This is a genomic window from Salipiger abyssi (assembly GCF_017311415.1).
GTDB classification, from domain to species: domain Bacteria; phylum Pseudomonadota; class Alphaproteobacteria; order Rhodobacterales; family Rhodobacteraceae; genus Salipiger; species Salipiger abyssi_A.
Window position 1 is genome coordinate 66,044 of the sequence record NZ_JAEKIS010000006.1, and the last position, 20,224, is coordinate 86,267.

16 protein-coding genes and 1 riboswitch are annotated in these 20,224 nt (G+C 65.1%); of the genes, 4 read left to right on the forward strand and 12 right to left on the reverse strand.

Going from position 1 to position 20,224, the window contains the following annotated elements:
• The 5 genes from I6N89_RS09980 to I6N89_RS10000 form a co-directional block, all read right to left on the reverse strand.
• On the reverse strand, nt 1-1,338 hold the full coding sequence (locus I6N89_RS09980) for an aspartate aminotransferase family protein (RefSeq protein WP_207018304.1): 1,338 nt from the start codon (nt 1,336-1,338) through the stop codon (nt 1-3).
• A complete protein-coding gene (locus I6N89_RS09985; RefSeq protein WP_207018307.1) occupies nt 1,335-2,420 on the reverse strand; it encodes an ABC transporter ATP-binding protein in 1,086 nt (361 codons plus the stop codon). Before I6N89_RS09985 ends, I6N89_RS09980 begins: the two co-directional genes overlap by 4 nt.
• Nucleotides 2,421-2,547: 127 nt before the next feature.
• The gene (locus tag I6N89_RS09990) at nt 2,548-3,690 is read right to left on the reverse strand and encodes an extracellular solute-binding protein (protein WP_207018505.1); all 1,143 of its coding nucleotides are present in this window, start codon (nt 3,688-3,690) and stop codon (nt 2,548-2,550) included.
• 42 nt (nt 3,691-3,732) lie between these two features.
• Nucleotides 3,733-4,515: an ABC transporter permease gene (locus I6N89_RS09995; RefSeq protein WP_207018309.1), complete on the reverse strand. Its 783-nt coding sequence runs from the start codon at nt 4,513-4,515 to the stop codon at nt 3,733-3,735.
• Nucleotides 4,515-5,381, reverse strand: coding sequence for an ABC transporter permease (locus I6N89_RS10000; RefSeq protein ID WP_207018311.1), 867 nt, complete (start codon nt 5,379-5,381; stop codon nt 4,515-4,517). Before I6N89_RS10000 ends, I6N89_RS09995 begins: the two co-directional genes overlap by 1 nt.
• A 94-nt stretch (nt 5,382-5,475) precedes the next feature.
• On the opposite strand from I6N89_RS10000, the gene I6N89_RS10005 reads away from it, so the two are divergent.
• Nucleotides 5,476-6,456 carry a LysR family transcriptional regulator gene (locus tag I6N89_RS10005; RefSeq protein WP_207018313.1) on the forward strand — a complete coding sequence of 327 codons (981 nt, stop codon included), beginning with the start codon at nt 5,476-5,478 and terminating at the stop codon, nt 6,454-6,456.
• Nucleotides 6,457-6,481: 25 nt separating this feature from the next.
• On the opposite strand, the gene nrdF is transcribed toward I6N89_RS10005, so the two are convergent.
• From nrdF to nrdH, 4 genes are all read right to left on the reverse strand, one after another.
• The gene (nrdF, locus tag I6N89_RS10010) at nt 6,482-7,459 is read right to left on the reverse strand and encodes a class 1b ribonucleoside-diphosphate reductase subunit beta (RefSeq protein ID WP_207018314.1); all 978 of its coding nucleotides are present in this window, start codon (nt 7,457-7,459) and stop codon (nt 6,482-6,484) included.
• A 213-nt stretch (nt 7,460-7,672) separates the two neighbouring features.
• Nucleotides 7,673-9,754 carry a class 1b ribonucleoside-diphosphate reductase subunit alpha gene (gene nrdE, locus I6N89_RS10015; RefSeq protein WP_236016556.1) on the reverse strand — a complete coding sequence of 694 codons (2,082 nt, stop codon included), beginning with the start codon at nt 9,752-9,754 and terminating at the stop codon, nt 7,673-7,675.
• Nucleotides 9,755-9,822: 68 nt separating this feature from the next.
• On the reverse strand, nt 9,823-10,239 hold the full coding sequence (gene nrdI, locus I6N89_RS10020; protein WP_207018317.1) for a class Ib ribonucleoside-diphosphate reductase assembly flavoprotein NrdI: 417 nt from the start codon (nt 10,237-10,239) through the stop codon (nt 9,823-9,825).
• 5 nt (nt 10,240-10,244) lie between these two features.
• Entirely contained in the window at nt 10,245-10,466 is a 222-nt protein-coding gene (gene nrdH, locus I6N89_RS10025) for a glutaredoxin-like protein NrdH (protein ID WP_076703214.1), read from the reverse strand.
• Between the two features lie 103 nt (nt 10,467-10,569).
• A riboswitch (cobalamin riboswitch) is annotated at nt 10,570-10,761 on the reverse strand.
• A gap of 225 nt (nt 10,762-10,986) precedes the next feature.
• On the opposite strand from nrdH, the gene metH reads away from it, so the two are divergent.
• Complete coding sequence (gene metH, locus I6N89_RS10030) at nt 10,987-14,757, forward strand: methionine synthase (RefSeq protein WP_207018319.1); 3,771 nt, start codon at nt 10,987-10,989, stop codon at nt 14,755-14,757.
• Between the two features lie 34 nt (nt 14,758-14,791).
• On the opposite strand, the gene I6N89_RS10035 is transcribed toward metH, so the two are convergent.
• Together I6N89_RS10035 and I6N89_RS10040 are read right to left on the reverse strand one after the other, a co-directional pair.
• Complete coding sequence (locus I6N89_RS10035; RefSeq protein WP_207018321.1) at nt 14,792-15,928, reverse strand: hypothetical protein; 1,137 nt, start codon at nt 15,926-15,928, stop codon at nt 14,792-14,794.
• A gap of 8 nt (nt 15,929-15,936) precedes the next feature.
• Nucleotides 15,937-16,716 carry an SDR family oxidoreductase gene (locus tag I6N89_RS10040; protein ID WP_207018323.1) on the reverse strand — a complete coding sequence of 260 codons (780 nt, stop codon included), beginning with the start codon at nt 16,714-16,716 and terminating at the stop codon, nt 15,937-15,939.
• 174 nt (nt 16,717-16,890) lie between these two features.
• Here I6N89_RS10040 and I6N89_RS10045 point away from each other — a divergent pair, with 174 nt between their 5' ends.
• Nucleotides 16,891-17,907, forward strand: a complete 1,017-nt coding sequence (locus tag I6N89_RS10045; RefSeq protein ID WP_207018325.1) for a Hint domain-containing protein — start codon at nt 16,891-16,893, stop codon at nt 17,905-17,907.
• 197 nt (nt 17,908-18,104) lie between these two features.
• Here the strand turns inward: I6N89_RS10045 and I6N89_RS10050 are convergent, their stop codons facing one another.
• On the reverse strand, nt 18,105-18,359 hold the full coding sequence (locus I6N89_RS10050; protein ID WP_207018327.1) for a DUF7218 family protein: 255 nt from the start codon (nt 18,357-18,359) through the stop codon (nt 18,105-18,107).
• Nucleotides 18,360-18,450: 91 nt separating this feature from the next.
• Between I6N89_RS10050 and I6N89_RS10055 the strand changes: the two genes are divergently transcribed.
• Nucleotides 18,451-20,058, forward strand: a complete 1,608-nt coding sequence (locus I6N89_RS10055; RefSeq protein ID WP_207018328.1) for a peptide chain release factor 3 — start codon at nt 18,451-18,453, stop codon at nt 20,056-20,058.
• Nucleotides 20,059-20,224 lie beyond the last annotated feature (166 nt).

Sequence of the window (20,224 nt, forward strand, 5' to 3'; positions counted from 1 at the left end):
TCAGCTCACCCGGTCGAGCGCCGGCAGCTCGGCGCGGAACTGGCTCAGCGACAGGTCCAGCCCCTCGACGATCTCGTCGAGATGGGTGTCGGTCACGATGAGCGGCGGGCAGACCAGGATGTGATCGCCCTCGACCCCGTCGCGGGTGCGGCGGGAATAGACGATCAGCCCATTCTCATAGGCGATCTGCACGAACCGCTCGAAGGCACGCAACTCCTTCGGCAGTGGCGTCTTGGCCACCGGATCGGCCATGAACTCGAAGGCCAGCAGCAGCCCCTTGCCGCGCACATCGCCGATGATCTCGTGTTTCTGCGCCAGCGCGTGCAGCCGCGCCTTGAGCCGCGCGCCCATGAGCGCGGCGTTGTCCACCAGCCCCTGCGCGTCGATCTCGTCGAGCACGGCGGCGCCGGCGGCGCAGGCCAGCGGGTTGCCGGCATAGGTGAAGCCATGGGCGAACCCGCCCTGATCGAGCACCGGGGCGACCATCCAGTCCGGCGCCACGATGCCGCCCAGCGGCGCATAGCCGGCGGCAAAGCCCTTTGACAGCACCACGATATCCGGCCGTATGTTCCAGTGCTCGCAACCGAGAAAGGCGCCCGTGCGCCCCGCCCCGGTCATCACCTCATCCATGATCAGCAGCACGCCATGACGGTCGCAGATCTCGCGGATGCGCTCCATATAGCCCGCCGGCGGCACCAGCGCGCCGGTCGAGGCGCCGCCCACCGGTTCCAGCAGGAAGGCGAGCACGCTGTCCTCGCCCTCCATCAGAATCAGATCTTCGAGCATATCGGCATAGTGACGCCCGGTCGCCGGATCCTCCGGATCGCGCCCGTCGAGATAGGCGCGCGGCGCCGGCACCTTGGGCATCTCGCGCATCATCGGCGCGAAAGGCGCGGTGAGCGAGCGATAGCCGGTCACCGCCAGCGCCCCAAGCGTGCAGCCGTGATAGGACGGGCTGCGCGAGATCACCTTCCACCGGCTGCCGCGCCCGGTGGAAACGGCATATTGCCGCGCAAGCTTCATCGCGCTTTCGATGGCCTCCGACCCGCCGGAGACGAAGAACACCTTGTTAAGCCCCGGCGGCATCTTTTCCACGGTCTTTGCGGCGAGGCGCTCGCTCGCCTCGGTCTCGAAATGAAGACGGTAGCCGAAGGTCGCGCGCTCCATCTGCTCGCGCATGGCGGCGAGCACATTGGCGTTGGAATGGCCGATATTGCAGACCATGGCGCCGGAAGAGCCGTCGAGATAGCGCTTGCCGTCAGTGTCCCACATATAGACGCCGCGGGCCTGGTCGAGCACGGGTTTGCGCCCGTGACCCTGGTAGAAAAGGTGGCTCATTTGGTCTCCGTCGGAAGGGCCGAGGCGTCTTTCGGGCGGAAGCCGATCCGCACCGGGGCGCCCTGTTCGAAAGGTCGTTCGTCGATCATGTTGATGGCTTGAAGCTGGCGGTCGCCGAGCCGCAGGAAATAGCGCACGGTCTGGCCCTGGTAATCCACGGTCTCGACCCGCGCGGGCGCGGTGAGCAGGCCGGGCGGCGCCTCGGCCTCGGGCAGCACCGCGAGCTTTTCGGCGCGCAGCACAAGCTGCGCGGGCCCCGGCCCGGAGAGCCGCTGCGCCTTTTCCGCCGGCACCGCCACGCTGCCAAAGGGCGCGACGTCGAGCGTGGCGCCCTCGGCGCCGGTCGCGGTGCAGGCGGCGGGCAGCATGTTGGAAGCGCCGAGGAAATTCGCCACGAATTCGCTGGCGGGGTTGTTATAGACCTCCTCCGGCGCGCCCATCTGCTCGACCCGGCCGGCGCTCATCACCACGATGCTGTCGGACATGGCCAGCGCCTCGGACTGGTCGTGGGTGACGAAAACGGTGGTGACGCCAATCTGGTCCTGAATGCGCTTCAGCTCCACCCGCATATCCTCGCGCAGATTGGCGTCGAGCGCCGAGAGCGGCTCGTCGAGCAACAGCACGTCAGGCTCGATGACGATGGCCCGGGCCAGCGCGATGCGCTGCTGCTGGCCGCCCGAGAGCGCCTTTGGATAGCGCTCGCCCACATGCGGCAGCTGCACCAGATCGAGCGCCTTCTGCACCCGCCCGGCGATCTCGGATTTCGGCACGTCGCGGTATTTCAGCCCGAAGGCGACATTCTCGGCCACGGTCTTGTGCGGAAACAGCGCGTAGTTCTGGAACACGATGCCGAGGTTGCGCTTGTGGATCGGCACATCGTTCACGCGCTTGCCGCCGATCAGGATCTCGCCCTCGCTCGGGTCGAGCAACCCCGCGATCATGCGCAGATTGGTGGTCTTGCCGCAGCCCGAGGGGCCGAGCAGCGTGACGAAGGCGCCGTCGGGGATCTCGATGCTGGTCTTGTGCACCGCGGTGAACTTGTGAAAGCGCTTCACGACGTTGCGGAGGGTGACGGAGCTCATGGGCGGTCCTGTCGGTGGGATCGGAAGGGGAAATCGGAGGCATCACCCGCCCCGGGCTCGACCCGGGGCCTCTGGCCTGGAGGGGGAGGCCCCGGGTCGAGCCCGGGGCGGGTGTCTCGATCTGGGGTCAGTAGCCCTTTTGCACGCGGCCGAAGGTCTTGGACCACTCCGCCTCGTTACCGTTCCAGTAGTCCGGATCGGCAAAGGTCAGCCCCTCCAGCGTGCCCTTGGGATCGAAGGCCGGCAGCGTCGGGATCTTGGACCCCAGATCCACCTTGTTGGGATCGAGCGCCGGCGGGTAGTTCTGCCCTTCAGCCACGGCGATGGAGGTTTCCGGCGCCAGCATGAAGTTCAGCAGCTCTTCGCAGGCCTCCATCGGCGAGCCCTTGAGCACGAAGAGGCATTCCTGCCAGCCATAGCCGTTGGGCGGATCGTAATAGCCGATATCGTGGCCCTGCTCCTGAAGCGCATAGATCCGGCCCGACCAGCCTTCGGTCACATAGATCTCCTCCTCGGCCAGCAGCGACATCAGCTCAGCACCCGAGGTCCAGTATTTCAGCGACAGGTCGCGATGGGCGCGGATCGCGTCCCAGACGGCTTCCATATCGGTGGCGCCGTTCGGATCCTGCCCGGTTTGCAGCGAGGCGAACCAGATCCGCGTGCGCCAGTCGTTCCAGCCGGCGATCTTGCCCTTATAGGCCTCGTCGATGAGGATCTTGGCGCCTTTCTGCTGCATCTCCTCGTCGGAGATGTATTTGCGGTTATAGGCCAGCCCCGTGGTGCCGTAATCATAGGGCACGCAGGACAGCGCCCCGCCCGAGACCTTGCGGAACACCTCCACCAGCTTGGGGATGACAAATTCGAGATTGGGGATATTGGCCTCGTTCAGCTCGGAGCTGAGGCCGAGATTGTGATAGCGCGCATAGTCGAACACCCCGGACAGGTGGGCAATATTGTATTCGCCCGGCTGGCTGGCCTTGACGCGGGAGAGGTATTCGTCGCCGCCACCGAAGGTGCCGTCGACCACCTCGATGCCGGTATCGGCGGTATAGGGATCGAAGGCGTATTCGCGGAACGCCTCGGAGACCACGCCGCCCCAGCCGTCAAAGCGCACCTGGCCGACCGTCTGGGCATTGGCGTAGCGGGCAAAGGGCGTCTGCACGCCATAGGCCAGACCCGCCGCGCCGATCAGGCCGAGAAAGCTGCGGCGGTCGAGATCGCCATTCATATAACGTTCGCGCAAACGCTCATAACGGATTGTATTGTCGATTTTTTTCACGATTTACTCCTTGTCGGATCAGGCGAAGCGGTGTCAGCCGCTCTTTTTGGATAGTTGTCTTGCGATGGCCGCCCCGAGCAGCGGCAGGCCCACGGTCATGACGATCATCACCGTGCCCAGCGCGTTGATCTCGGGGCTGATGGAATTGCGCAGCATGGCGAAGATCTGGGTCGGCACCGTCTCGACCCCGCCGGGCTTCCAGAACAGCGTGCCGGTGATGTCGTCGAAACTGATGGTGAAGGCGAAAAGCCCGCCCGCCAGCACCGCCGGCAGCATCAGCGGCAGGGTGATCTGGAAAAAGGTCTGCATCGGGCTCGCACCGAGGCTCATCGCCGCCTCCTCCACATCGCGGCGGATCGACACCAGCCGCGCCTGCACCACGAGGATCACGAAGGGCAGCGTAAAGATGACATGGCCGAAGAGCAGCAGCGCAAAGCTCTTGTTGATGCCCAGCACGTTGAGAAAGAGCAGCAGCGCCACCGCCAGCACCACCTCGGGCACGAGGATCGGTGCGATCAGCAGGGTCGAGACCACATTCGCCCCCGGCACCCGGTAGCGCACCAGCGCGAGGCTCGCCAGCACCCCCAGCGTCGTCGAGATCAGGGCCGTCAGCAGCCCCAGCACGATGGAGGTGCGAAAGGCGCGCAGGATCGCCTCGTTCTGCGCCAGCTCCACGAACCAGCGGAAGGAAAAGCCGGTCATCGGGAAGCTGCCGAACTGCGAGGCGTTGAAGCTCAGCAGCACCACCACCGCGACCGGCAGGAACATGAAGAGATAGACGAGGATCGCGTAACCGCGGATGACAAACCAGCCCATCAGCCCAGCCCCTTCATCAGCTGCGCCATGCCGAGATAGCGGTTGTAGATCGCCACCAGAATGCCCAGCACCACCAGCAGCATCAGCGACAGCGCCGAGCCCAGCGGCCAGTTGAGCTGGGTGATGATCGCCTCGAAGACGAGATTGGCGAACATCGCATCGGTCGGCCCGCCCAGCACCAGCGGCGTGATATAAGTCCCCGCCCCCAGCACGAAGCAGAGCAGCCCGCCGGCGGCCAGCCCGGGCAGCGACAGCGGCAGGGTCACTTGCAGAAACGCCTCCCAGCGCGTCGCGCCCAGCGAATTGGCCGCGTCTTCCAGCGTCACGTCGATGCCGTCGAGGCTGACAAAGATATTCAGGATCATGAAGGGCAGCAGAAAATGCACCAGCCCGAGGATCACCGTCGCCTCGTTATAGAGCATCTGGATCGGCTCGCCCACGATCCCGGTCCAGAGCAGAAAGCCGTTCAGAGCGCCGGAGACGCCGAGAATGTTGATCCAGCTCATCGTGCGGATGATGTAGCTGATCCAGAAGGGCAGCATGAGCAACAACAGCAGGATCGCCTTGTTGCCGCGCGACCGGGCGATGAAATAGGCCGAAGGATAGCCCATCACGGCGCAGACCAGCGTGGTGATCGCGGCGATCTTCAGCGTGTTGAGCAGGATGTCGCGATAGAACGGGTCGGTCAGCGCCTCGGCCCAGTTGTCGAGGTAGAACCCCGGCTGGTCGGCGCCGGTCGCGGTGCGCAGCCAGAAGCTGTAGACCACGATGAAACAGAGCGGCACCAGCAGCAGCAGCGCCACCGCCGTCAGCGCGGGCGAGAGCAGTATCCAGGGCTGGCGCGCCTCGCGGACTTCGACCGACATCTGCGATTCCTCATGGCTTTCCTGTTGCCGATGCTTCGGAAGCGCGACACATTGATCAAATAGATAATCGGAATTTTCACTATTGAGAGGGTCTATGTCCCCTGATCCCTACGACCCCGAGCGCATCGCCCGCGAGCTCGACTGGAACCTGTTACGCACCTTCGTCGTGCTGGCGGAATCGCGCTCGATCACCGAGGGCGCGGCGCGGCTGCGGCTGAAGCAGCCCTCGGTCTCTTCCGCCTTGAAAAGACTGGAGGATCGCGTCGGTCGGCAGCTCATCAACCGGCAGCCCGGGCATTACGAGCTGACCGATGCCGGGCGGCTGCTCTATCGCGAGGCGGTGGAGATCAACGGCTCCATCCTGCGGCTCTCGACGCTGCTGCGCGAAATGACCGACGAGGTGCGCGGCCATGTCAAACTCGCCATGGCCAGCCATGTGGTCTGCCCGTTTTTTGATCAGGTGCTGGCGGCGTTCCATGCGCAGAACCCCGGCGCCAGCCTGTCGATCGACGTGCATTCCAGCGCCCAGGCGCTGGCCGAGGTCTCGGCCAAGCGCGCCTCCTTCGCGGTCTGCCTGGTCAGGGCGCGCAATCCGCGGCTGGAATACCGCAGGCTCTACCGGGAATTCTTCGGGCTGTTCTGCGGCCCCTATCACCCGCTTTTCGGGCGTGAAGGGCTGACACCGGCCGATCTCGAGGGGCTGCCCTCGGTCAGTTTCGACACCGACAGGCTGGAGGATGTGCTGAAACCTGTGGCGCTGATGCGGGCGCAGTCGCGGCTGGGCATGCGCATCACCGGCACCTCCAGCAATCTCGAAGAGGTGCGCCGGATGATCATTGCCGGGCTGGGTGTCGGGCCGCTGCCGATGCATGTGGCGCGACGCGACGTGCAGGACGGGCTGCTCTGGCAGACCCCGCCCTATGACGGGCTGCCGGCCATCGATGTGCATCTGGTCTGGAACCCGCAGGCGGTGATGAACCGCGCCGAGACCATCCTGCTGGAAATGATCCGCGATGCCATCGAGGCCGCCCCGATCGAGGAGCGCACCTATCTGCCGTCGCTGCGCAGCGGCTGAGACAGCTCAGCCGCTGCCGTACCGCTCAGAAATCCCAGTCTTCGTCCTCGGTCGCGACCGCCTTGCCGATCACATAGGAGGAACCGGAGCCCGAAAAGAAATCGTGGTTCTCGTCGGCATTGGGGCTGAGCGCTGCCATGATCGCCGGGTTCACCTTGCAAAGCTCATCCGGGAAAAGGCTTTCAAAACCAAGGTTTTGCAGCGCCTTGTTCGCGTTGTAATGCAGGAAGGCCTTCACATCCTCGGTCAGCCCCAGCGGATCGTAGAGCGTTTCGGTATAGCGCGTCTCGATATCGTAAAGATCGAAGATCAGCCCGAAGGCGAAATCCTTGATCTCCTTGCGCTCCGCCTCCGAAAGCCGCTCCAGCCCGCGCTGGAACTTGTAGCCGATGTAATAGCCATGCACCGCCTCGTCGCGGATGATCAGCCGGATCAGGTCGGCGGTATTGGTCAGCCGCGCCCGGCTCGACCAGTGCATCGGCAGGTAGAAGCCAGAATAGAACAGGAAGCTTTCGAGGAACACGCTCGCCACCTTCTTGCGCAGCGGGTTGGCGGTGGCGTCGTATTCGTCGAGGATCAGCCGCGATTTCTGCTGGAGCTGCGCATTCTCCTCCGACCAGCGGAACGCCTCGTCCACCTCCGCCGTCGAGCACAGCGTCGAGAAGATCGAGGAATAGCTGCGCGCATGCACCGCCTCCATGAAGGCGATATTGGTCAGCACCGCCTCCTCGTGCGGGGTGACCGCATCCTCCATCAGCGCCGGCGCGCCGACGGTGTTCTGGATCGTGTCGAGCAGCGTCAGCCCGGTGAAGACCCGGATCGTGAGCCGCTGCTCCTCCTCGGTGAGCTGCGACCAGCTCTGGATGTCGTTCGACAGCGGCACCTTTTCCGGCAGCCAGAAATTCACCGTCAGACGGTTCCAGATCTCCAGATCCTTGTCGTCCTGAAGGCGGTTCCAATTGATGGCGCGCGGCACGCGGCGGGTTTGGGCGATGTCTTTCATGGTGTGACCCTTCGGACTACGGGGCGAAATATCTGCGGCGAACGGTGGGCAGATTGCCCACCCTACGGGCGGCGCGGCGCCCTGTGTCTTCATCTTTCTCAAAATACTCCAGAACACGCTCTGCAACCCGCGCCGTCGGGTCAGCCCCGGCGATGACGGACCGAACGCGTGCCCGGCCAGGTAGGGTGGGCGATTCCGCCCACCGCCCGGTGGCTAGAGCGAGCAGGACACGCAGCCCTGCACTTCGGTGCCTTCCAGCGCCATCTGGCGCAGGCGGATGTAGTAGATCGTCTTGATCCCCTTCTTCCAGGCATAGATCTGCGCCCGGTTGATATCGCGCGTGGTCGCCGTGTCCTTGAAGAACAGCGTCAGCGACAGGCCCTGATCGACATGCTGGGTCGCCGCCGCATAGGTGTCGATGATCGCCTCGGCGCCGATCTCATAGGCATCCTTGTAGTAGTCTAGGTTGTCATTGCTCATGAAGGCGGCGGGGTAATAGACCCGACCGATCTTGCCTTCCTTGCGGATCTCGATCTTGGCGGTGATCGGGTGGATCGACGAGGTGGCGTTGTTGATATAGCTGATCGAGCCGGTGGGCGGCACCGCCTGAAGGTTGCGGTTGTAGAGCCCGCCCTCGATCACCGCATCGCGCAGCGCGGCCCAGTCTTCGCGGCCCGGCACCTCGACGCCGAAGCGTTCGAAGAGCGCCCGCACCGTGTCGGTCTCCGGCAGCCAGTCGCGCTCGACATATTTGTCGAAGAACGAGCCGTCGGCATATTTCGAGGCCTCGAACCCGGCAAAGCTGCGGCCCCGCTCCCTGGCCAGCGCATTCGACGCGCGCAGGCAGTGATAGAGCACGGTGGCGAAATAGATATTGGTGAAGTCGATCCCCTCGGGCGAGCCGTAATGGATCCGCTCGCGCGCAAGAAAGCCGTGCAGATTCATCTGGCCAAGCCCGATGGCGTGGCTCTCGTCATTGCCGCGCCGCACCGAGGGCACAGAGTCGATCGACGACATCTCGGAAACCGCGTTCAGCGCGCGTACAGCCGTGCCGACCGTAGCGCCCAAATCGCCGCCATCCATCGCCTTGGCGATATTGAGCGAGCCGAGATTGCAGGAGATATCCGTGCCCAGATGCTTGTAGCCGAGATCGTCGTTGAATTCGGACGCCTCGTTGACCTGAAGGATCTCGGAGCAGAGGTTCGACATGGAGATCCGCCCGGCCACCGGGTTCTCGCGGTTCACCGTATCCTCGAACATGATATAGGGATAGCCGCTCTCGAACTGGATCTCGGCGATGGTCTGGAAAAACGCCCGCGCATTGATCTTTTTCTTGCGGATCCTGGGGTTATCCACCATCTCGTGATATTTCTCGGTAACCGAGATCTCCGAGAAGGCCTTGCCATAGACCCGCTCCACATCATGGGGCGAGAACAGGTACATGTCATCGTTCTTCTTCGCCAGCTCGAAGGTGATGTCGGGGATCACCACGCCGAGGCTCAGCGTCTTGATGCGGATCTTCTCGTCAGCATTCTCGCGCTTGGTGTCGAGGAACCGCAGGATGTCCGGGTGGTGGGCATTGAGATAGACCGCCCCCGCCCCCTGCCGCGCGCCGAGCTGGTTGGCGTAGCTGAAGGAATCCTCAAGCAGCTTCATCACCGGGATGACGCCCGAGGACTGGTTCTCGATGCCTTTGATCGCCGCGCCGTGCTCGCGGATATTGGTCAGCATCAGCGCCACGCCGCCGCCGCGCTTGCTGAGTTGCAGCGCCGAGTTGATGCCGCGCCCGATGCTTTCCATGTTGTCTTCGAGCCGCAGCAGGAAGCAGGAGATCAGCTCGCCGCGCTGCGCCTTGCCGGCATTGAGGAAGGTCGGCGTCGCAGGCTGGAACCGGCCGCCCAGCATCTCGCGCATGAGCTGCATCGCCAGCGCCTCTTCGCCGCGCGCCAGCGTCAGCGCGACCATCACCACCCGGTCCTCGAACCGCTCCAGATAGCGTTTCCCGTCGCGGGTCTTCAGCGTGTAGCTGGTGTAGTATTTGAACGCGCCGAGGAAAGTCGGAAAGCGGAACTTGATCTTGTAGGCCGCATCCCAGATCTTTGCCAGGAAGGCGTCGTCATACTGGCCCAGCACATGGGCCTCGTAATAGCCCTCATCGACCAGATAGCGCAGCTTTTCCTCGAGCGAGTGAAAGAACACGGTGTTCTGGTTCACATGCTGGAGGAAATATTGCCGCGCCGCCATGCGGTCGGCGTCGAAGCGGATCTTCCCCTCGTCGTCATAGAGGTTCAGCATCGCGTTCAGCGCGTGGTAATCCAGACCCTGCCATTCCGCCGGCACCGCCTTGGCGGGGGCTGCGTCGTTCAGATCGCGGTCGAGAAGTGCGTCTTCCAAAACCTGTCCAGTCCTTCTCTGACACGGGCGATGTCGGTCTCTGTCCCGGCCAGTTCGAACCGGTAGAGAACGGGGACGCCGCATTTCTGCGCCACCACATCGCCCGCCAGGGCGAACAACGCCCCGAAATTGCGGTTGCCGCCGGCGATCACGCCGCGGAGATGCTGCCTCGTGTCCGGGTCGTTGAGGAACCGGATCACCTGTTTATGAACCGCCCCCCGGCCCCGCCCATCGGCATAGCTGGGCGTCACCAGGACAAAGGGCGCGCGCGGGGCGGGCATGTCCTCCTCCGGCGAGATCGGGATACGCTGTGCCGTCAGCCCGAGCCGGGAGACGAAGCGCTGCGTATTGCCCGAGCGCGAGGAGAAATAGACCAGCCCGCCCAAGACACTCAGCTCAGCGCGCTGATCTTGTCGGGGCGGAAGCCGGCCCAGTGATCGTCACCCGCCATCACCACCGGCGCCTGACGATAGCCGAGCTCGGTCACCCGGGCCATCGCGTCGGCATCTTCGGTGAGGTCGATCAGATCGAAGGCGATGCCCTTGGCGGCCAGCGCACGGGTGGTGGCGGTGCATTGCACGCAGGCGGGTTTGGAGTAAACGGTGATGCTCATCGGGTGTCCCTTGTCTCTGTCTGCCTGTTGGCGGGCGCCGGCAGGGGAGACGCGGACAGGCGCGGAAACCCGCGCCAATCACTGCTCCCGGACCCACCGCCCAGTGTCGTGTCGTCGTCCTGGCAGGTCTCCTGGCTCACGGCTCAAGCGCCTCGGCCCGCCTTCCCGGCGCCGAAACGCCAGTGGGGATGGGCTTTGACTTACCGCTTACAGTTGCGGGGGCAGCGCCGGTGTTCCACCGGACTTCCCTTTTCACCCGCACCGAAACGCGGGCACCAAGACTACAGGATATTGATCACAGGGATGTGGCGCCGTCAATATATAGCGGCCCATCTCAAGTCATGCCGCCACGTCCGGCAAGGCCCGATCGCGCCTTCTGTGCCTGCATTTTCAGCCCCAAACAGGCGGGCGAGGCGCGGCTTGAAAGTTTTTCATGATAACAATGATAATTATGAAATGGCTTTGAGAGGGGAATGCCGGTAAGCGGAGGGCCTTTAAGGACCAAAAGGAAGTCATCCCCATGTCCCGTCCCGAGCCGCAGCGCGCGCCCGTCTTCGACCGTCTTTACGATGCCGCCCGCGACCGCATTCTCATCCTCGACGGCGCCATGGGCACGCAGATCCAGAAGCTCGGCCTGTCCGAGGGCGATTTCCAGGGCTGCGGCGGCGGCGCCTGTTCCTGCCACCTGCCGCATGACAGCGACAAGCCGCAGCAGGGCAACAACGATATCCTGAACCTGACCAAGCCCGAGGCCATCGAAGAGATTCACTATCAATACGCCATGGCCGGCGCGGATATCACCGAGACCAACACCTTTTCCTCCACCACCATCGCCCAGGCCGATTACGGCATGGAGGATGCGATCTATGACCTGAACTTTCAGGGCGCGCAGATCGCCCGCCGCGCCATGGACCGGGCCGAGGCCGAAGATGGCCGCCCGCGCTTTGTCGCCGGCGCGCTCGGGCCGACCAACCGCACCGCCTCGATCAGCCCGGACGTGAACAACCCGGGCTATCGCGCAGTGAGTTTCGACCAGCTCCGCGAGGCTTATGGCCAGCAGGCGCGCGCGCTGATCGACGGCGGCGCCGATATCCTGCTGATCGAGACGATTTTCGACACGCTGAACGCCAAGGCCGCGATCTTTGCCTGTGAGGAAGTCTTTGCCGAGCGCGGCGAGCGGCTGCCGGTGATGATCTCGGGCACGATCACCGACCTTTCGGGGCGCATGCTCTCGGGCCAGACGCCCACCGCCTTCTGGCATTCGGTGCGCCACGCCAACCCGTTCACCATCGGGCTCAACTGCGCGCTCGGCGCCACCGCGATGCGCCCGCACCTGGCCGAGATCGCCGGCGTCGCCGACACGATGACCTGCGCCTACCCCAATGCCGGCCTGCCCAACGAGATGGGCGAATACGACGAATCGCCCGAGCAGATGGCCGAGCAGATCGAGGGCTTTGCCCGCGAGGGGCTGCTGAACATCGTCGGCGGCTGCTGCGGCTCGACCTATGACCATATCCGCGCCATCGCCAGGGCCGTCGAGGGCTACCCCCCGCGCGAGATCCCCGAACAGCCGCCGCTGATGCGGCTTTCCGGGCTGGAGCCCTTTACGCTGACCGACGACATCCCCTTTGTGAATGTCGGCGAGCGGACCAACGTCACCGGCTCGGCGCGGTTCAAGAAACTGATCACCAATGGCGATTACGCCGCCGCGCTCGACGTCGCCCGCGATCAGGTCGAGAACGGCGCGCAGGTCATCGACATCAACATGGACGAGGGGCTCATCGATTCCCAACAGGCGATGATCGAGTTCCTGAACCTCATCGCCGCCGAGCCCGATATCGCCCGCGTGCCGATCATGATCGACAGCTCGAAATGGGAGGTGATCGAGGCCGGGCTGAAATGCGCCCAGGGCAAATGCATCGTCAACTCGATCTCGATGAAGGAAGGCGAGGAGAATTTCCTCGCGCAGGCCCGGCTCTGCCGCCATTACGGCGCTGCCGTGGTGGTCATGGCCTTTGACGAGACAGGTCAGGCCGATACCGAGGACCGCAAGGTCGAGATCTGCACCCGCGCCTACAAGCTGCTGACCGAAGAGGTGGGGTTCCCGCCCGAGGACATCGTCTTCGACCCCAACGTCTTTGCCGTGGCCACCGGCATCGAGGAGCATGACAATTACGGCGTCGATTTCATCGAGGCCACCCGCCGCATCACCACCGACTGCCCGCATGTGCATATCTCGGGCGGCATCTCGAACCTGTCCTTCTCGTTCCGGGGCAACGAGCCGGTGCGCGAGGCGATGCACGCGGTGTTCCTCTATCACGGCATTCAGGCCGGCATGGATATGGGCATCGTCAACGCCGGGCAGCTCGCGGTCTACGACCAGATCGACGCAGAGCTGCGCGAGGCCTGCGAAGATGTGGTGCTGAACCGCAAACCCGCGAATGGCGGCTCCGCCACCGAGAACCTGCTGGAGATCGCCGAGAAATACCGCGGCAAGGGCGGCGGCAAGACCCGCGAAAAGGACATGTCGTGGCGCGAGCTGCCGGTCGAGAAGCGGCTCGAACACGCGCTGGTCAACGGCATCACCGAATTCATCGACGCCGATACCGAAGAGGCGCGCCAGGCCGCCGAGCGCCCGCTGCATGTGATCGAAGGCCCGCTGATGGCCGGTATGAACGTGGTGGGCGATCTCTTTGGCGCGGGCAAGATGTTCCTGCCGCAGGTGGTGAAATCCGCCCGCGTGATGAAACAGGCCGTGGCGGTGCTGCTGCCCTATATGGAAGAGGAAAAGCGGCTCAGCGGGGCCGACGGGCGCAACTCCGCCGGCAAGGTGCTGATGGCGACGGTGAAGGGCGATGTGCATGACATCGGCAAGAACATCGTCGGCGTCGTGCTGGCCTGCAACAATTACGAAATCATCGACCTGGGCGTCATGGTGCCCGCCGAAAAGATCCTTGCCACCGCCAAAGAGGAAGGCGTCGACGTGATCGGCCTTTCGGGCCTCATCACCCCCTCGCTCGACGAGATGGTGCATGTGGCCTCCGAGATGGAGCGCGAGGGCTTCGACATCCCGCTGCTGATCGGCGGCGCCACCACCTCGCGGGTGCACACGGCGGTCAAGATCCATCCGCGCTACGGCAAGGGCCAGGCGGTCTATGTGACCGACGCGAGCCGCGCGGTGGGTGTGGTCTCCTCGCTGCTGTCGCCGGCGCAGAAGCCCGACTACGTGGCCAATATCCAGGGCGAATATGCCGATGTGGCCGAGAAACACGCCCGCGCCGAGCTTGCGAAAAAGCGCCTGCCGCTGGAGGATGCCCGCGCCAATGCGCTGAAGCTCGATTTCGGCAACCACGCCCCTGCCCCGAGCTTCCTCGGCACCCGCAGCTTCGACGGCTGGGATCTGGCGGAGCTGGCCGAATATATCGACTGGACGCCGTTCTTCCAGACCTGGGAGATGAAGGGCGTCTATCCCAAGATCCTCGACGACGAGAAACAGGGCGAGGCGGCGCGCGCGCTCTTTGCCGATGCGCAGGCGATGCTGAAGCGGATCATCGACGAGAAATGGTTCCACCCGCGCGCCGTGGTGGGCTTCTGGCCGGCCAACGCGGTGGGCGACGATATCCGCCTCTTCAAAGGCGAGGACCGCGACGAGGAACTGGCCACCTTCTACACCCTGCGCCAGCAGACCGCCAAGCGCGGCGACCGGCCCAACGTGGCGCTGTCGGATTTCGTCGCCCCCAAGGGCACGCCCGATTATATCGGCGGCTTCGTGGTGACGGCGGGGGTCGAGGAGATCGCCATCGCCGAGGCCTTCGAAGAGAAAAACGACGATTATTCGTCGATCATGGTCAAGGCGCTGGCCGACCGCTTTGCCGAGGCCTTTGCCGAGCGCATGCACCAGAAGGTGCGCAAGGAGCTCTGGGGCTATGCGCCGGAGGAAAGCGCCAGCAATGCCGAGCTCATCGCCGAGAAATACGCCGGAATCCGCCCTGCCCCGGGCTATCCGGCACAGCCCGACCACACCGAAAAGACCACGCTGTTCGAGCTGCTCGACGCCACCGAGGCGACCGGTGTGTCGCTGACCGAAAGCTACGCCATGTGGCCCGGCTCCTCGGTCTCGGGGCTCTATATCGGCCATCCCGACAGCTATTATTTCGGCGTGGCAAAGGTGGAGCGCGACCAGGTGGTCGACTACGCCGAGCGCAAGGGCATGGATGTGGAAGAGGTCGAGCGCTGGCTGGGCCCGATCCTCAACTACATCCCCGGCGCGTCCAAGGTCGCGGCGGAATAAGCAGCGGTCCGGCGGGGCACGGCCCCGCCGCCGCTCAGGGTTCGAGTTCGAACGCCGCTTCGGCGACGTCGCGCCCGTTGACCTGCACGATCACCGCGTGAGGCCCGGGATAAAGCCGGAAGGTCGTGGCATCGCCCTTGAGCCGGTGCCGCTTTTCCAGTCGCAGCGCCTTGCCGGGGGCGAGCGTCGCGGCTTTCAGCTTGAACACCTTCTCTGCACTGCCGGAAGGCCGCGCGAAGCGCAGGCGGTAATCCACCAGCACCGGCCCCGGCGCGTCGCTTTCCAGCGTCACGGCGAAGTCCAGAACGTCGCCGATCCGCGCCCGCGCCGGCAGTTCCAGCCGCGCCGACACCGGCAGATCGGCGCGGTAGCCCAGCAGCGCCAACGCCCCGGGCTCGCCGCGCTTCACCGCCGTGCGCAGCGCGTGGCGGGTCATCCAGTCGAGCTCCGACTCCTGCTGCACGCCCGCCTCGCGCCAGCGGCGCAGCCGCTCCAGCACCGCGTCGGGATGCGGGCGCGACAGGTCGTTGAGATGATTGGCGACCGAGCGCGTGACAAAGCGCGCCTCGTCGTTGTGCAGCAGATCGAGCAGCGCCAGCGGCCGCAGCGGATCGAGCGTGATGCCTGCGCCCCAGGGCAGGCGCGGCCGCGTGCCCTCGGAAACCAGCCGGCGCACATGGTAATGCGGATCTCGCGCCCAAAGCGCCATGCGGTCGAGCACCAGATCGGGCCAGCGGTTCAGGAAGGGCCGAATGGCGTATTCCATGGAAAAGCGCTGCGTCGCCGCGTGCAGCAGGTCCAGCGCGCGCTCCGGCGTCTCCAGCCCGCGCCGCGCCGCCAGCACGCCGGGCACCGCGTGGATGAAGCGCCCGAAATCGTCGTCGCGCTCATCCGGCGAGAGCGGCGGCGGCATCGCAGCTTCAAGAGCCTCCGCCATCGCACTGAAATCGCGCGGCAATTGCGCCTCCAGCCCGTCCGCCAGCACATCGAGCCGCGCATGCACACCAAGCCCCTCGAAGCGCGGCAGCACCACATCGAGAAACCGCCCGGCATCGAAGCCCGGCAGCACCGAGAACTCGGCGGCGAGATCGCCCGCCGAGTCCGCGTTAAAGAGCTGATCGGCGAGCGAGAACCCCGCGCCGCCGCCCTTGCCGTCGGGGCCCCGTGCCATGCCGCGCGTCAGATCGTCGAAAAGGTTTCGCCGCCATCGAGCAGGATGTTCTGCCCGACGATGAACCCGGCGTGGTCGGAACAGAGAAAGGCGCACATCTTGCCGAACTCGCCCGGATCGCCATAGCGTTTCGCCGGGATCCCTTCGGCGCGCTGCGCCCGCGCCGCCGCCTGGTCGATGCCCTTTTCCGCCGCCAGCGCCTTGTCCAGAACCTCGATCCGCGCGGTGGCATGGACCCCGGGCAGGAGATTGTTGACCGTCACCCCCTGCGCCGCAACCTGCCGGGCAGTGCCCGCGACAAAGCCTGTCAGCCCCGAGCGCGCCGCGTTCGACAGGCCCAGCGGCAGGATCGGCGCCTTGACCGACCGCGAGGTGATATTGACCACCCGCCCCCAGCCGCGCGCCATCATGCCCGGCATCAGCGCCTGCATCAAAGCGATCGGGGTCAGCATCGCGCCATCCAGCGCATCGATGAAATCGCCCCGGTCCCAGTCGCTCCAGTTGCCGGGCGGCGGCCCGCCGGCATTGGTGACGAGAATATCCACATCGCCGGCGGCCTCGAGCACTGCGGCGCGCCCCTCGGGATCGGTGATGTCGGCGGCCACGGCGGTGACCTCGACGCCATAGGTTTCGGCGATCTCCGCCGCTGCCGCGTCGAGCGGACCGGCGCTGCGCGCGTTCATCACCAGCGTGCAGCCGGCCTCCGCCAGCGCCTCGGCGCAGCCGCGCCCCAGCCCTTTCGACGAGGCGCAGACCAGGGCGCGCTTTCCTGCAATCTTCAGATCCATGGGGCAGTCTCCTTCTCGCGGCGCCAAAGGCGTCGGGAAAACGCCGGGGCCTGACCTAGTTGATGCCACAATCTCATGTCATAAGGGGACATGAAAGCCCGCCGCGACATTGCCGGAGGGCCTGCGGCGGCACAGGTGGGTCCGCCGGGAAAGACTGTCAGGGATGGGGCTGTCATGAGCCATTCGCAGAATGCGCGCGCCGCGCACAGCGTCAGCGTCTACCGCGCCGAGCAGATCCGCGTGATCAACGGCGCCAATCTCGGCGACGGGCTGAGCTTTGCCGAAGAGCTGATTCCCGACGATATCTACCGGCTCTCGCCGGTGGCCGCGCAGCACCGGCTGAGCCTCTATCCCAGCAGCGAACCGCCCTTTGAGATCGCCCGCGAGACCGAGATCGGCACGCCCGGCGCCGATCTGCATCTCGACTGCGTGCTGACCTTCATGACCGGCGACGGCGAGACCACAGAGGGGCTGGTGCTGGTCGAAACCGATGCCGAGGGCGATGTGGCGGGGATCCTGTTCCTGCCGCTCGGTGCGATGAACCCGCGTCAGGATTACGCGCTGGTCGGCATCACGCGCGAAGGCGCGCTTCAGAAATTCGCGCAGGTCGCCTGCGTCTCCTTCACCGGCGGCACGATGATCACGCTGGCCTCGGGCGCGCAGCGCGCGGTGGAGGATCTGGCCGTGGGCGACCGGGTGCTGACCCGCGACGACGGCCCGCAGGAGATCCGCTGGATCGGCCATCACACGGTGCGCGCCGTGGGCGCCTTCGCGCCGATCCGCATCCGCGAGGGAACGCTCAACAATTCCGCCGATCTGCTGGTGAGCCCGGATCACCGTCTGTTCATCTACCAGCGCCAGGACCGGCTCGGCGCCGGCCGCTCCGAGCTGCTGGTCCGGGCGCGGCATCTGGTCAATGGCGATACGATCACCCGCGCCACGGGCGGTTTCGTGGATTACTACCAGATGCTCTTTGATCACCACCAGATCATCTATGCCGAAGGCATCGCCGCGGAATCCATGCTGGTCGACACCCGCACCCGCGCCGCCCTGCCCGAAGAGCTCACCGCCTCTCTCAGCCAGCTCCTGCCCGGGCATGACCGCAGCGACCACGGCGATCTGGAGGTGCATGAGGCGCTGCTCGACCGGCCCGATCTGGCGGATCTGCTGCGCAAGGCGTCGAGCTGCTGACGAGGGATTGCGCCGCCCTGCGGGCGTCGCCGGGTTTGGGGGCGCTGCCCCCTCGCGCGCCGGAGCGCGCATCCCCTCGGGATATTTCGGGCCAATGGAAACACGCAGGACTGCGCCCGGGATTTCCATTGGCTGAAAATATCCCCGCCGGAGGCAGGCACGACGCTGCGACCGGACGCGCCGCCGATCAAGGGCGGCTAGTGACGGCGCAGCGCCTCGATAAGCTCGGGTTTGGAGAGTTTTGAGCGTCCCTCGATACCGATTTCGCGGGCGCGGTCGTAGAGCGCGTCTTTCGTCCAGTCCTCATAGGGCGGTGCCTTGCCGCCCTTTTTCGACGGGTCGCGGTCGGGATCGGCCTGCGCATTGGAAATCCGTGCCGCCTTTTCCTTCGACATCCCCTTGTCGCGCAGCTCTTCGTAGAGCGGTTCGTTCTTCAGGCTCGGGTCAGGCATCTTGTGCATCCTCCTTTGCGACGGAAACCCGCCGCGCGGCTCGCGGGTTCCGCTCTTCCCTTGCTCCCTCAGCGGGGCTATATGCGCGCACATGCTGGACACGCCCACAAACCGCCCCGACCTGCCCGCGGAAATCGCCCGCCGCCGTACCTTTGCGATCATTTCGCATCCGGATGCGGGCAAGACCACGCTGACCGAGAAGTTCCTTTTGTATGGCGGCGCCATCCAGATGGCCGGCCAGGTGCGCGCCAAGGGCGAGGCGCGGCGCACGCGGTCGGACTTCATGAAGATGGAGCAGGAGCGCGGGATCTCGGTCTCTGCCTCGGCGATGTCCTTCGATTACGGCAATTTCCGCTACAACCTGGTCGACACGCCCGGCCACTCGGATTTTTCCGAGGACACCTACCGCACCCTCACGGCGGTGGACGCGGCGATCATGGTCATCGACGGCGCCAAGGGCGTGGAAAGCCAGACGCAGAAGCTCTTCGAGGTCTGCCGCCTGCGCGACCTGCCGATCCTGACCTTCTGCAACAAGATGGACCGCGAGGCGCGTGACGTCTTCGAGATCGTCGACGAGATCCAGGAGAACCTGGCCATCGACGTGACGCCGGCGAGCTGGCCCATCGGCATGGGGCGCGATTTCATCGGCTGCTACGACATGCTGCGCAACCGGCTGGAACTGATGGACCGCGCCGACCGCAACAAGGTGGCGGAATCGATCAAGATCGAGGGGCTGGACGACCCGAAACTGGCCGAGCATGTGCCCGAAGAGCTGCTCGAGCAGCTCAAGGAAGAGATCGAGATGGCGCGCGAGCTGCTGCCGGCGCTCGACCCGCAATCGGTGCTCGAAGGCCATATGACGCCGATCTGGTTCGGCTCGGCGATCAACTCCTTCGGGGTGAAGGAGCTGATGGACGGGATCGGCGCGCTGGCGCCGGAGCCGCAGCCGACCAAGGCCTCGCCGCGCGAGATCGCGCCGGAGGAAAAGAAGGTCGCGGGCTTCGTCTTTAAGGTGCAGGCCAATATGGACCCCAAGCACCGCGACCGGGTGGCCTTTGTACGGCTCTCCTCGGGGCATTTCAACCGCGGCATGAAGCTCACCCATGTGCGCACGAAAAAGCCGATGACGGTCTCGGCGCCGGTGCTGTTCCTGGCCTCCGACCGGGAGCTGGCGGAAGAGGCCTGGGCCGGCGACATCATCGGCATTCCGAACCATGGCCAGCTGCGCATCGGCGACACGCTGACCGAGGGCGAAGCGCTGAAGGTCACCGGCATCCCGAGCTTTGCGCCGGAGCTCTTGCAGAGCGTGCGCGCCGGCGATCCGATGAAGGCCAAGCATCTGGAAAAGGCGCTGTTCCAGTTCGCCGAGGAAGGCGCCGCCAAGGTCTTCAAGCCGGATATCGGCTCGGGCTATATCGTCGGTGTCGTTGGGGCGCTGCAATTCGAGGTGCTGGGCGCGCGGATCGAGCAGGAATACGGGCTGCCGGTGCGGTTCGAGTCGTCACAATTCACCTCGGCGCGCTGGGTGTCCGGTGACAAGGCGGCGGTGGAGAAATTCATCAACGCCAACAAGCAGCATATTGCCCATGACAACGATGGCGACGTGGTCTATCTGACCCGGCTGCAATGGGATATCGACCGGGTGGTGCGGGATTACCCCGATGTCACGCTGAGCGCGACGAAGGAAATGATGGTGTGATCTCCGGACCGGGCTTTGCCCGGCAAAGGTTCCGGGGGGAGCGTTAGGCGCTCACGGACGGAGCCCTGCTTCTGACGAAACGCTGCGCCATCTTCTGAAAGCGCGCGATCGCGTCCGCCTCGGGCCGGCCTCCGGCGGGAGTATTGTCCGGAAAGATGAAAGCGCA